Annotated in this window: 5 protein-coding genes and 1 pseudogene; all 6 read left to right on the forward strand. The window is 76.0% G+C overall.

The features are described from left to right. Positions 1-162 precede the first annotated feature (162 nt). The 6 genes and pseudogenes from BLU95_RS31700 to BLU95_RS31720 all read left to right on the forward strand — a co-directional run bounded on the left by BLU95_RS31700 (position 163) and on the right by BLU95_RS31720 (position 13,716). Entirely contained in the window at positions 163-4,929 is a 4,767-nt protein-coding gene (locus BLU95_RS31700; RefSeq protein ID WP_231977924.1) for a non-ribosomal peptide synthetase, read from the forward strand. Then, positions 4,929-7,787, forward strand: a pseudogene (locus BLU95_RS44485) (non-ribosomal peptide synthetase); the annotation flags it as partial. The gene BLU95_RS31700 and the pseudogene BLU95_RS44485, both read left to right, overlap by 1 nt. A 179-nt stretch (positions 7,788-7,966) precedes the next feature. Next, positions 7,967-9,472, forward strand: coding sequence for a condensation domain-containing protein (locus BLU95_RS44490; RefSeq protein WP_231977925.1), 1,506 nt, complete (start codon positions 7,967-7,969; stop codon positions 9,470-9,472). Positions 9,473-9,668: 196 nt separating this feature from the next. Further along, entirely contained in the window at positions 9,669-11,504 is a 1,836-nt protein-coding gene (locus BLU95_RS31710; protein ID WP_093862993.1) for a non-ribosomal peptide synthetase, read from the forward strand. A gap of 59 nt (positions 11,505-11,563) precedes the next feature. Continuing rightward, positions 11,564-12,538: a thioesterase II family protein gene (locus tag BLU95_RS31715; protein ID WP_231977927.1), complete on the forward strand. Its 975-nt coding sequence runs from the start codon at positions 11,564-11,566 to the stop codon at positions 12,536-12,538. Continuing rightward, positions 12,532-13,716: a cytochrome P450 gene (locus BLU95_RS31720; protein WP_197698641.1), complete on the forward strand. Its 1,185-nt coding sequence runs from the start codon at positions 12,532-12,534 to the stop codon at positions 13,714-13,716. The genes BLU95_RS31715 and BLU95_RS31720 overlap by 7 nt, the downstream gene beginning before the upstream one ends. Positions 13,717-13,937: the final 221 nt, after the last annotated feature.

Consider the following 13,937-nt stretch of genomic DNA (forward strand, 5'->3'; position numbering starts at 1 on the left):
CTCCGTGCGCCCCGGCGGGCTGTCTGCGTGTGCGGCAACTCTGTTGTGGTGAGCGGCAGTTGAAACTGCCGATGGTCTTCCGGGAATTCTGCCGATCGGCCCCGGAAGGCGGGCCTATCGTCGAGACCACTGCCCGCAGCATCGTTAATTCATCGGGGTTGGATGATGGAATCTCGCGGTTTCCCCTTCATATCCGTCGCGCGCCGGTTCCCGGACCGCCCGGCCGTCCGGCTCGGCGGGCGGACCGTCCGCTACCGGGAGCTGGACGAGCTGAGCGGCGCTCTCGCCGCCCGGATCGCCCCCGGCCGCACGGTCGCCGTCACCGGTCGCGACCGGCTCGACCACCTGGTCGGCCTGCTCGCCGCGCTCCGCGCCGGTGCCACCTACCTGCCGCTGGACCGGGACGCCCCGGAGGAGCGCAACCGCTGGATCCGCGAGGACGCCAGCGCCACCCTCGCCCTCACGGACGGCGAGCTGACCGGCGAGCCGGCCGGCGACCTGACCGGAGAACCCACGGGTGAGGCGGCCGCGGACCTGCCGGACGAGCCGCCCGCCACCGCCGGCTACCTCATCTACACCTCCGGCACCACCGGCCGCCCCAAGGGCGTGCACGTGCCGCTCGCCGCCCTGGCCGGCCACCTGGCCGCCGCCGTCGAACGCTTCGGCCTCACCGCCGAGGACGTGGTGCTGCACCTCGCCCGCCCCACCGTCGACGTCGCCGTCGAGCAGGTGCTCACCGCGCTCTCCGCGGGCGCCTGCCTGGTCGTCCCGGAACAGCAACTGCTCGCCCCGGACGCCCTGCTGGACCTCCTGGACACCGAGGGCGTGACCGTCGCCAACCTGCCCGCCGGCTACTTCCAGGAGGTCGTGCCGGCCGTGCGCGACCGGGGCCGCGAGCGGGCGCCCCGCACCCTGCGGCTGATGATCTCCGGCAGCGACCGGCTCCACCCGGACGCCGCCGCCACCTGGTGGGACGCCACCGGAGTGCCGCTGCTCAACGCCTACGGCCCGACCGAGACGGTCGTCACCGCCACCACCCACCGGCTGGCCGGCCCCACCGCGCACGGCGCCGGGTCCGTCCCGATCGGCATCCCGCTCGGCGACCGCCGCACCTACCTGCTGGACGACCGGCTGCGGCCCGTCACCGCCCCCGGCGAGGCCGGCGAGCTCTACCTCGGCGGCCCGCTGCTCGCCGCCGGCTACCACGGCCGCCCCGGCCAGACGGCCGGCCGCTTCGTCGCCGACCCCTTCGCGCCCGAGCCGGGCGCCCGGATGTACCGCACCGGCGACGTCGTCCGGCGCGAGGCCCCGGACGCCCCGCTGGAGTTCGTCGGCCGCGCCGACCACCAGGTGAAGATCCGCGGCTTCCGGGTCGAGCCCGGTGAGATCGAACAGGTCCTGGCCGCCCACCCGGACGTGGCCGGCGCCGTGGTGGTCGCCCACGAGGGCCGGCTCGCCGCCTACGTCACCGGCGCCGCGCCGGACCCCGGCGCGCTCCGCGCCCACCTGGCCGAGCGGCTGCCCGAGCACATGGTCCCGGCCACCGTCACCGCGCTGGACGCCTTCCCGCTGACCGCCGGCGGCAAGGTCGACCGCGCCGCCCTGCCCGAGCCGCAGGCCGAGCCGCCCGCCGCCGCCCCCGCCGGGCGCCCGCTGCGCACCCCCGCCGAACAACTGATCGCCGCCGTCTGGGCGGACGTCCTGGGGGTGCCCGAGGTCGGTGCCGAGGACAACTTCTTCCACCTCGGGGGCGATTCGCTCACCGCCGTGCGGGTGGTCGGCCGGGTCTTCGACGCCTTCGGCATGATCTCCCCGTACGCCATCTTCGACGCCCCGACCCTGGCCGGGTTCGCCGCCGCCGTCACCGCCTCCGCGGGCGGCGAGCGCCCGCCGCTGACCCGGGCCGGCGCCACCTCGGCGCCGCTGTCCAGGTACCAGCGCGGGCTGTGGTTCCTCGACCAAATGAACCCGGGCGCGCCGACCTACATCGTGCCCTGGGTGTTCCGCTTCGCCGGACCGGTCGACCCGGAGCGGCTGCACCGGGCGCTGGCGGGCGTCGCGGCCCGGCACGAGGCGCTGCGCACCACCTTCGAGCTGACCGAGGACGGCCCCCGGCAGGTGGTCCACCCCGCCGTCGAGGTGCCGTTCACCGTCACCGACACCGAGCCCGGGCGGGTGGACGGGCTGGTCGCCGAGGCCGCGCTGGTCCCCTTCGACCTGGAGACCGGCCCGCTGCTGCGCGCCCACCTCTACCGCACCGGCGACACCGCCACCCTGCTGCTGCTCTGCCACCACATCGTCTGGGACGAGGGCTCGCTGCCGGTTCTGGAGGGCGAACTCGTCGCGCTGTACGAGGAGTCGGCCACCGGCCGCCCGGCCGCGCTGCCCGGGCTCGAGGTCCAGTACGCCGACCACAGCGCCTGGCAGTACCAGGACCGGGAGAGCGCCGAGCGCCAACTCGCGCACTGGCGCGAACACCTGGCCGACGCCCCGACCGAGCCGGTGCTGCCGACCGACCGCCCCCGGCCCGAAGTCCCGGAGTTCCGCGGCGACTTCCACCGCTTCGCGATGCCGCGCCCGGTCGCCGAGGCCGTCCGCGCGCTGGCCCGCAGCGAGGACGCCACCCCGTTCATGGTGCTGCTGGCCGCCCTGGCGCTGACCCTGCACCGCCGGACCGGGCAGCGCGACCTCGTGCTCGGCTCGCCGGTCAGCGTCCGCGGTGGACGGCCCGAACTGGACGCCCTGGTCGGCTACTTCGTCAACCTGCTGCCGCTGCGGGTGCGACTGGAGGAGGGCGCGGACTTCCGCGACCTGGTCCGGCACGTCCGCGAGGTGGCGATCGCCGGCTACCGCCACCAGGAGGCGCCGTTCGACGACATCGCGGCCACCGTCCTGGAGGACCGCCCGGACGACCGGGCCGAGAACCGCAACCCGCTCTGCCAGGTGCTGCTGGAGCTGCACCCGCTGGACTCCCGCCCGCTGACCGTCGGTGGCATCGAGGTGACCCGCGAGCTGCACTCCAACCCGGTCTCCCGGTTCGACCTGTCGATCTCCGTCGACGACCGGGGCACCGACTTCACCGGCCGGTTCGAGTACGACTCCGACCTGTTCGACGCCGCCACCATGGCGGAGCTGTGCGACGCCTGGCTCGGCACCCTCGCCACCGTCGTGGAGACGCCCGTGCACGCCCTGGTCGAGGCCCGGGCGGCCGCCGCCCCGCAGGCCCTCGCCGTGGTCTCCGGCGAGCAGCGGATCGGCTACGGCGAGCTGAACACCCGGGCCAACCGGCTCGCCCACCACCTGGCCGAGGCCGGCACCGGCCGCGGCGACACCGTCGCCGTCCTGGTCGAGCGCGGCCCGGACCTGGTGGTGGCGCTGCTGGCGGCGCTCAAGACCGGCGCCGCCTACACCCTGCTCGACCCGGACTTCCCGGCCGAGCGGCTGGCCGGGGCGGTCGCCGACAGCGGCGCCGCGCTGCTGGTCACCCACCGCCGCGCGAGCCCGCCGTTCCCGGTCGGGCGCCACCTCGACCTGGACGCCGAGGCCGCCGCGATCGCCGCCCGTCCCGGCCACGACCCGGGTCTGCCGGTGACCGGCGAGGACCTCGCCTGCGTGATGTTCACCTCCGGCTCCACCGGCCGCCCCAAGGGCGTCGCCGTGCCGCACCGCGCGCTCACCACCACCTACCTCGGCCAGGACTACGCCCGCTTCGGCCCCGAGGAGGTCTGGCTGCAGTGCTCCCCGGTCTCCTGGGACGCCTTCGCCCTGGAGCTGTACGGCGCGCTGGCCTTCGGCGGGGTGTGCGTGCTCCAGCCCGGTCAGCGGCCCGACCCGCAGGCGATCGCCGAGCTCACCCGGCGCCACGGCGTCACCCAGCTCCAGTTGTCGGCGAGCCTGTTCAACTTCCTGCTGGAGGAGTTCCCGGCGACCTACGACGACCTCAAGGTGGCGTTCACGGCCGGTGAGCGGGCCTCGGTCACCCATGTCGGCAAGGCGCTCGACCAGTATCCGGGGCTGGTGGTCGCCAACGGCTACGGCCCGGTGGAGAGCCTCGGCCTGACCACCTGCCACCGTGCCACCGCCGAGGACGCCGCCGGGGCCACGATCCCGATCGGCCGCCCGCTGCACGGCAAGGCGATCCACATCCTGGACGAGCGGCTGGAACCCGTCCCCGACGGCACCACCGGCGAGCTGTACGCGGCCGGCGGCGGCCTCGCCCACGGCTACCTCGGCCGCCCGGCGCTGACCGCGGAACGCTTCGTCGCCGCCCCCTTCGGCGCGCCCGGCGAACGCCTCTACCGCACCGGCGACCTCGGCCACCGGCGGTCGGACGGGCTGCTGGAGATCACCGGGCGGATCGACGACCAGGTGAAGATCCGGGGCTTCCGGGTCGAGCCCGGCGAGATCGAGGACGCGCTGACCCGCCACCCCGCCGTCCGGGAGGCCGTCGTCACCGTGCACCAGCCCGCCCCCGGCGACCACCGGCTCGCCGCCTACGTGACCCTCGACGGCGCGGCCGGCCCGGCCGGACCGGAGGCGCTGCTCGACCACCTGGCGGCGCTGCTGCCCGAGCACATGGTGCCCGCGACGGTCGACGTGCTGGACGCGCTGCCGCTCAACCCCAACGGCAAGGTCGACCGCAAGGCGCTGCCCGCGCCCGCCGAGCGCCGCGCCGGGGCCCCGGCCGACCCGCTCACCCCCGACCCGCTCACGCCCGGTCAGCGGCTGGTGGCGGACGCCGTGCGGGCGGTGCTGGAACTGCCGGGCGACCTCGGCCCGGACGACAACTTCTTCCGGATCGGCGGCAATTCGCTGGCCGCCGTGCGGGTGGCCATGCGGCTCTCGCAGGAGACCGGCACCAAGGTCCCGCCGCACGTGGTGTTCCGCGGCCGCACCGTGGGCGCCATCGCCGAACGGCTGGCCTCGTGATGACGGGCCGCCCCGACACCGCTCGCACCGACGCTCGCACCGAAGGGAACGAGGCCGTGCGCCCGTCCGACCCCCCGACCCCCGCTCCTCCTGCCGACGCCGTCCGCACCGCGCCCGCCTCCGGCCTCCAGCGCGGACTCTGGTTCCTCGACCGCCTCGACCCGGACGCCGTCACCTACACCACGCCCTGGACGTACGAGGTCACCGGCCCGCTCGACCTCGACCTGCTGGCCAAGGCCCTGGACGCCGTCACCGCCCGGCACGAGGCGCTGCGCACCACCTTCGCCCTGCACCCCGACGGCCCCCGCCAGCACGTCCACCCCGGGCTCGCGGTGCCGCTCGCCGTCACCGACCTGCGAACCCTGCCCACGGACGAACGCGACGCCCGGGCCGAGGAGTTGATCGCCGAACGGTCCGCACTGCCGTTCGACCTCGCGGCCGGCCCGCTGCTGCGCGCCGAGGCGCTCCGGCTCGACGACGAGCGCACCACCCTGCTGTTCGTCGTCCACCACATCATCTGGGACGGCTGGTCGGCCGACCTCTTCGAACGTGAACTCACCGACCACTACCGGGCGTTCCTCGAAGGGCGGACCCCGGACGCGCCCGCCCTCGGCACCCAGTACGCCGACTGGGCGGAGGAGGAGCGGCACACCTCCTACGAGGAGCACCTGGCCTACTGGAAGGACCGGCTGGACGGCGCCCCGACCCTGCTCGACCTGCCCGGCGACCGGCCCCGGCCGGCCGAGCGCGGGGAGCGCGGCGGAACCGAGCACTTCGGTCTCGCCCCCGGCAGCGACGCCCGGGTCCGGGAGCTGGCCGAGCAGGAGGGCGTCACCCCCTTCACCGTCCAGCTCGCCGCCTTCGCCCTGCTGCTGAACCGCTGGACCGGTGCCGACGACCTGCTCGTCGGCACCCCGGTCACCACCCGCAACCGGCCCGAACTCGCCGATCTGCTCGGCTACTTCGTCAATCTGCTGCCGCTGCGGATCCGGCTCGCGCCGGACACCGCCTTCCGGACGCTGCTGGCCGACATCCAGGACGGCGCCTTCGACGCCTTCGGCTACCTCGACCTGCCCTTCGACCAGCTGGTCGACCGTCTCGGCACCGCCCGCACCCCGCAGCACCCGCCGCTGGTCCAGGTGGTGTTCGGCGCCCACGGCGAGGACAGCACCCCGCTCGCGCTCGGCCCGGCCACCGCCCGGCGCACCGTCCGCGCCAACGGCACCAGCAAGTTCGACCTCACCTGGTCGGTCTTCGAACCCGTCGGCGACGGCGGCGGCGAGATGCGTGGCGAGGCCGAGTACAACGGCGACCTCTTCGACCCCGGTACGATCCGGCGGCTGGCCGCCGACTACGCGGTCCTGCTGGACGCCGCCCTCGCCGACCCGGACGCCACCGTGCTGCGGCTCACCGCCGCCCCCGCGGCCGGGGCCCGGTCCCGCCCGGCCCGGCTCGACGAGGGCCACTGCCTGCACCACCTCTTCGAGCGGGCCGCCGACGCGCACGGCGACCGCCCCGCCGTCGAGGACGGGCGGGAACGCCTCGACTACGCCGAACTCGACCGCCGCGCCAACCGGTTGGCGCACACCCTGATCGAGCGCGGCGTCCGCCCCGGCGACCGGGTCGGCCTGCTGCTGGAACGCACCGCCACCGTGCCGGTCGCGATCCTCGCCGTGCTCAAGGCCGGCGCCGCCTACGTGCCGGTCGACCTCGTCGCCCCCGCCGACCGGGCCGCCCTGGTCTTCGGCGACACCGCCGTGCGGGCCGTCCTCACCGACCGCCCCGACCGCGCCCCGGACGGCCCCTGGCCGACCCTCGACCTCACCGTCGGCGGCGCCGGTGCCGCCGAGGTCGCCGCCCGCCCCGACACCCGCCCGCCCGCGGTCGGCCGCCCCGGCGACCTCGCCTACCTGATCTTCACCTCGGGCTCCACCGGCCGCCCCAAGGGCGTCGCCGTTGCCCACGAGCACGTCAGCCGGCTGCTGGACTCCGGCCGCGAGCACTTCGGCTTCGGCCCGGACACCACCTGGACGCTGTTCCACAGCTACGCCTTCGACTGGACCGTCTGGGAGCTCTGGGGCGCCCTGCTGCACGGCGCCCGGCTGCTCGTCGTGCCCTACCTGACCAGCCGCTCGCCGGACGAGTTCGCCGAACTCCTCGACACCGAGCGGGTCACCCACCTGTGCCTCACCCCGTCCGCGCTGCGCCAGCTCGAACCGGCCCTGCGCCGCCGCCCCCGCGCCCTGCCCGCCCTGCGCTGGATCATGCTCGGCGGCGAGGCGCTCGACCCGGGCGTGGTCCAGCGCTGGCACGACCTCGACCCGCTGCCGCCCGCCCGGCTGTGCAACCTGTACGGCATCACCGAGACCACCGTGCACGTCACGATCCACGACGTGGCCGAGGGCGGTGCCGGCTTCGAACGCAGCCTGATCGGCGACCCGATGCCGCACCTGACCGCCGCCGTCCTGGACGACTGGCTGCGGCCCTGCCCGCCCGGGGTGCCCGGCGAGCTGTACATCGGCGGCGGCAGCCTCGCCCACGGTTACTGGGGGCGCCCCGGACTCACCGCGGGACGCTTCGTCGCCGACCCGGCCGGACCGCCCGGCGCCCGCCTCTACCGCACCGGCGACGTCGCCCGGCGGCTGCCGGACGGCGGCCTGGAGTACGTCGGCCGCGCCGACTTCCAGGTCAAGCTGCGCGGCTTCCGGATCGAACTCGGCGAGATCGAGAACGCCCTGGCCGCCCACCCCGACGTCGACGCCTGCGTGGTGACCCTCCACGAGGACCGGCTCGCCGCCTACGTCACCGGCCGCGCCCCGGCGGACGCGCACGAGTTCCTCGGCCGGTCCCTGCCCGCCTACATGGTCCCGGCGAGCGTCACCGTGCTCGACGCCCTGCCGCTGACCGTCAACGGCAAGGTCGACCGGGCCGCGCTGCCGGCCCCGGCCGCGCCGCGCCCACCCGGGCCGGCCGGCACACCGAGGCCCGCAGTCCGGAGGAGGAGCTGTTCGCGGCCGTCTGGACCGAGGTGCTCGGGGTGCCCGGGATCGGCGTCCACGACGACTTCTTCCACCTCGGCGGCGACTCCATCCGGGCCGTCCAGCTCGCCGGAGCCCTGCACGACCGGGGCTGGCAGGTCTCGCTGCGGGACGTCTTCAACGCACCCACCGTCGCGGCCCTGCTGCCGCTCGCCCGGCCGGTCGAGGCCGCCCCCGGCGCCGATCTGCCGTTCGCGCTGATCGACGAGGAGGACCGCGCCGAGCTGCCGCCCGGGATCGTCGATGCCTACCCCATGGTGTCGATGCAGCTGTCGATGGTCTTCCACATGGAGGTCGCCGGCGGCACCGACAGCTACCACAACGTCAACTCCTACCGGATCAGCGGCGACCTCGACGAGACCGCGTTCCGCCGCTCGGTCAACGAGGCGATGGCCCGCCACGCCGTGCTGCGCACCGGCCTCGACCTCTCCGGCTACGGCGAACCGCTCCAGCTGGTGCACGGCACCCTGCCCGCCCCGGTCGAGTTCGCCGACCTGCGCGACCGGCCCGAGGCGCAGCAGGACCCCGAGGTCCGCGCCGTCTTCGAGGACCACCGCGACCGGCCGTTCGACCTCGCCGAACCCCCGCTGTTCCGGATCACCGTGCAGCGGCTCGCCGACCGGGCGTTCCAGCTCACCGTCTCCGAGCACCACGCGATCCTGGACGGCTGGAGCTTCACCTCCCTGCTCACCGAGATCCTCGAACGGCACACGGCGCTCACCGCCGACCCGGTCTCCGCTCCCGCCGCGCCGCCGCGCACCGCCTTCCGCGACTTCGTGGCCGTCGAACGCGCCGCCTCCACCGACCCGGACTCCCTCGCCTACTGGCACCAGCGGCTCGACGGCGCCACCGGCCAGCTCTGGCCCGGCAGCGAGGACGTGCACGAGCTGCCGCGCACCGTCGAACGGGTGCTGCCGGACGCGCCGGGCCAGCTGCGCGCCGTCGCCGACGCGCTCTCCGTCCCGGTCAAGTCCGTCGCCCTCGCCGCCCACCTGTACGCCCTCGCCCGGATCACCGGGCGGCAGCGGGTCACCACCGGGCTGGCGATGAACGGCCGGCTCGAACGGCTCGGCGGCACCGAGGTCTACGGGCTGTTCCTCAACACCGTGCCGCTGGTCGCCGAACCGGGCGAGGACCTCGCGGCGCTGGTGCGGCACGTGCACCGGGAGGAGCTCGACATGATGCCGCACCGCCGGGTCCCGTTCGCCCGGCTGGCCCGGATGATGGCCGACACCGCGCTCGACAGCCAGTTCGGCTACCTGCGCTTCCACGCCCTGGGCCGGCTCAGCGCGGCCCGGATCGAGGACGGCCGGATCGGCAGCGAACCCACCTACCGGCACGAGCCCAACAGCTTCACCTTCGGCGCCTCGCTGATCCAGGACCCGGCCTCGCAGCGGGTGCTGCTCGCGGTGGACCACCAGCGGGCGCTGGTGGACGACGCCACCGCGGAGGAGTTCATCGACACCTACGCCGGGGCCCTGGCCCGCCTGGCCGGGGAGGTCTGACCGGGCCCGCGAGCAGGGGTGGCGCCGGTGCCCGACCGCGGGCAGCTGTCCGGGCCCGGCCCCACCCCTCCCCGCCCCTCCCCGCCCCTCCCGGCGCCGCGCCCCGCCGCGCCCCCATGACTTCGCACCACCGCCCGACCGCACGCCGTCCCGCCCCGCCCCGTCCGACCTCATCGAGATCGAGGAGTACCCCGCCATGACCACCTTCGCCGAGCCGGCCGCCACCACCTCCACCGGCGCCTCCACCGGTACCGCCTCCACCGGCGCCCCCGCCCCCGCCGACCTGCTGGCCCGGCTGCGCGCCGCCGTCGCCGCCCACCCGGCGCGGCCCGCCGTGCACGCCGCCGACGGCAGCCTCGACTTCGCCGCCCTGGACCGCCGCACCGCCGCCCTCGCCGCGGCCCTCCGGGCCACCGGCGTGCGCCGCGGCGACAAGGTCGGCGTCCACCTGGCCCGCACCCTGGACCTGCCGGTCGCGCTGCTCGCCGTCTGGCGGGCCGGCGCCGCGTACGTCCCGCTGGACCCGGCCTACCCCGCCGAGCGGATCTCCTTCATGGCCGCCGACGCCCGCCTCGCCGCCGTGGTCAGCGCCGAGGCGGCCCCGCCCGTCCCGGCCGGCGTCCCGGTGCTGCGCCCCGACGCGGCGTGCGAGGACGCGGAGGCCGAGGGCGCCTTCGTCCCGGACCCGCTGGACTCCGCCTACGTCATCTACACCTCCGGTTCCACCGGCCGCCCCAAGGGCGTCGAGGTGCCGCACGGCGCCGTCGCCGACCTGGCGGCCGGACTGGAGCAGGCCGGCGCCTACCGGCCCGAGCCGTCCGTCGTCGCCTGGAACGCCAGCGTCTCCTTCGACGCCTCCGTCCAGCAGTGGATCCGGATCTGCCGGGGCGACACCCTGGTGGTCGTCGACGACGCCCGGCGCGCCGACCCGGCCCGGCTGGCCGCGCTGCTCGCCGAGCACGCCGTCACCGACCTCGACCTGACGCCCTCGCACTGGCAGCTGCTGCGCGAGCAGCTGACCGGCGCCGCCGTGCCGCGCCTGTTCATGGGCGGCGAGCCCGTGCCCGGGCGCACCTGGCGCGAGCTGGCGGACGGCGGCATCGACGCCTTCAACCTGTACGGGCCGACCGAGTGCACGGTCGACGCGATCACCGCCAGGATCACCGGCCCCGGCCCGCACCTGGGCGAGCCGCTGCCCGGTGTGCGGGTGCACCTGCTGGACGAGCGGCTGCGGCCGGTCACCGGGGCCGGTGAGGTCGGCGAGCTGTACCTCGCCGGGCCCGGCCTCGCGCACGGCTACGCCGGGCAGCCGGGGCTGACCGCGGGCCGTTTCGTCGCCGACCCGTTCGCGGCCGCGCCCGGCGCCCGGATGTACCGCACCGGCGACCAGGCCCGCCGCTCCGCCGAGGGCCTGCTGGAGTACGTCGGCCGGGTCGACCGGCAGGTCAAGCTGCGCGGCTTCCGGATCGAGCTCGGCGAGGTCGAGCACGCGCTGGCGGCACTGGACGGCGTCACGGCCGCCGCGGTGACCGTGCACGAGCCCGCCCCCGGCGACACCCGCCTGGCCGCGTACGTCACCGGCCCGGGCGCCGCCCCCGCCGAACTGCTGGCCGAACTGCGCCGGACCCTGCCCGCGCACCTGGTGCCGTCCACCGTGACCGTGCTGGAGGCGATGCCGCTCACCCCGAACGGCAAGACCGACCACCGGGCGCTGCCCGTTCCGGCCGCCGAGGCGGCGCCGGAGGCGGCCGGCGGGGGAGTGGCGGAGCAGGTCGCCGAGGTGTGGCGGACCGTGCTCGGCGTCCCCGAGGTGCTGCCCGCCGACGACTTCCTCTCGCTCGGCGGCCACTCGCTCGCCGCGCTGCGCGTCGTCCACCTGCTGCGCCGCAAGCTGAACGTCGAGCTGCAGCTGCGGCACCTGCTGGACGCCGCCGACCTGGCCGCCTTCACCGAGGCCGTGCAGCGGGCCGCCGAGGCCGGACCGGCCGCCGCCCGTCCGGCCCTCACCGCCCGCCGGCCGGCCGTCCGATGAGCCCGACGACCCCGACGACCCCGGTGACCCCGGTGACCCCGACGGCCCCGGCAACCGCGATGACCCCGACGGGTCCCGGTCCCGCCGCCAGGCCGCCCATCACCGCCCGTCCGCGCCCGGCCGCCGCGCCGCTGCCCACCACCCCGGCCGTCCGTCGTGCCTCGGCCGCCCCTGGTGCCACGGCTGTCGCTCCGTCCGCCGTCCCCGCCACCCGGCCGCGGATCGAGGGGGACTGGTTCCTCCTCCCCGCGCCCCGGCCCGAGGCCCCCGTCCGGCTGTTCTGCTTCCCGCACGCCGGCGGCGACGCCACCGCCTTCACCCCGCTGGCCCGGGCCCTCGGTCCCGCCGCCGAGGTGTGGGCACTGCGCCCGCCGGCCCGGGGCGGCCGCAGCCGCGACCCGATGCCCGCCGACTTCGCCGCGCTGACGGCCGAGGTCGCCCGGGAGATCGCCCCGCACCTCGCCCCCGGCCGCCGGGCCGCCTTCTACGGGCAGAGCTTCGGCGCCCTGCTCGCCCACGAGGTGGCCCGGGCCCTGCCCGCCGACCGCCGCCCCGAACTCGTGGTGGTGGCCGGCGCGCCCAGCCCGGCCGAGTGGACCGAGCGGGAGTCCAAGGACCTCGACGCGGCCGAACTCCTGCGGCTGACCGGCCTGGAGGAGCTGGTCAGCGCCGACCCCGAGCTGGTGGAACTCGCCCTCGGCGGTATCCGCACCGATCTCGCGGTCAGTGCCACCTACCGCCACCACCCGCACCCGCCGCTCGCCTCCGCGCTGTACGCGCTGGCCGGGGCCGACGACCCGATGCTCGCCACCACCGACCTCTCCGGCTGGGCGGCCCACACCCGGGGCGCCTTCGGCCAGTCGGTGCTGCCCGGCGGGCACCTGCTCGCCACCGTCGACCGGCCCGGTCCGGTCGACCTCCTGACCTCCCTCCTGCACTCCCTCCCCACCGGCCGCGCGGCGGCCGACCCCACCTCCAGCACCGCCACCGCCACCGCCACCGCCACCGCTTCCGAGGAGCAGCCGTCATGGTGACCACCACCTCCGTCGATCTCACCGACCCCGCCCTGTGGGCGGACCCGGAGACCCCGGCGCTGGTCGCCGAGCTGCGCCGCGAGGCGCCCGTGCACCGCACCGACAGCCTGGACGACGGCCCGATCTGGTCGGTGATGACCTACAAGGAGTCGGCCGACGTACTGCGCAACGCGGCCGTGTTCAGCTCCGAGTCCGGCTCGCTGCTGGGCGCCGGCGTCGGCAACGTCCCGGTCGGCTCGGGCCGGATGATGGCCCTCACCGACCCGCCCAAGCACCGCGAACTGCGGGCGCCCGCCAACCCGTTCTTCTCCAAGAACGGCGTCCGCGGAGCCTCCCGCTCGATCGCCGAGCGGGCCGGCGAGCTGTTCGACCGGGCCGTCGAGCAGGGCGAGGCCGACCTCGTCGACGTGGTCTCCGCGCTGCCGCTGGCCGTGATGTGCGACCTGCTGGACGTCCCGGAGAAGGACCGCGACATGATGGTCCGGGTCTGCGACGTGGCCTTCCTCGGCGCCACTCCGGAGGAACGCCGGGCCGGTCACCAGCAGTTGATCCCCTACCTGATGCACCAGGTGATGCTGCGGCGCACCGACCCCAAGGACGACCTCATCTCGATGATGGCGACCTACAAGGTCAACGGACGGCTGATGCCGGTCGAGGACGTCGTGCTCAACCTGGACAACATCGTCGTCGGCGGCGTCCAGACGGTCCGCCACACCGCCGCGATGGGCCTGCACACCCTGGTCAACCGGCCGGACCTGTGGCAGGCGCTGCAGCGCGGCGAGGTGGACATGGACTCCGCCGTGGACGAGCTGCTGCGCTGGACCTCGGTCGGGCTGCACACGCTGCGCACCGCCACCCGGGACATCGAGCTGGCCGGGCGGCAGATCCGGCGCGGCGACCGGGTCGCGGTCTGGGTGTGGTCGGCGAACCGGGACCCGGAGGCGTTCGAGGCGCCGGAGGAGATCAGGCTCGACCGCTCGCCCAACAAGCACCTGGCGCTGGGCCTGGGCGCCCACTACTGCATCGGCGCGCCGCTGGCGAAGGCCGAGCTGAGCGCGCTGTTCTCGGCGGCGCTGGAGAAGGCGGCGACGATCGAACCGGCCGGTCCGGTCGAGTACAACCGGTCGATCATCAACTTCGGCCTGGACCGCTTCCCGGTCCGGCTGACCCCGCGCTGACGACCCGCCGGGACCGCGCGCCGCGATCCCGCGCCGGCCCCTCCGACCAGCCCCGTTCCCGCCCGAGCCGCAGCCCCGCCCCAGCCCCACCGCACCCTCGCCCCAGCCCCGCTCCACCCCCCGTTCCCACCCCGTGCGCCCGAGGCCCGCGCAGGAGGACGGCAGTCCCGGAACTGCCGCTCACCTGCCGGGCCTTGTGCCGCTTCCTGCCCCGGCCCGCA

Source organism: Streptomyces sp. TLI_053, assembly GCF_900105395.1.
In the GTDB taxonomy this organism is placed as follows: Bacteria; Actinomycetota; Actinomycetes; order Streptomycetales; family Streptomycetaceae; genus Kitasatospora.

Excerpts from the sequence above, each read along its gene's own strand:
- BLU95_RS31700 (WP_231977924.1), top strand. The coding sequence starts at position 163 with ATGATGGAATCTCGCGGTTTCCCCTTCATATCCGTCGCGCGCCGGTTC.
- BLU95_RS31710 (WP_093862993.1), top strand. The coding sequence starts at position 9,669 with ATGACCACCTTCGCCGAGCCGGCCGCCACCACCTCCACCGGCGCCTCC.
- BLU95_RS31715 (WP_231977927.1), top strand. The coding sequence starts at position 11,564 with ATGACCCCGACGGGTCCCGGTCCCGCCGCCAGGCCGCCCATCACCGCC.
- BLU95_RS31720 (WP_197698641.1), top strand. The coding sequence starts at position 12,532 with ATGGTGACCACCACCTCCGTCGATCTCACCGACCCCGCCCTGTGGGCG.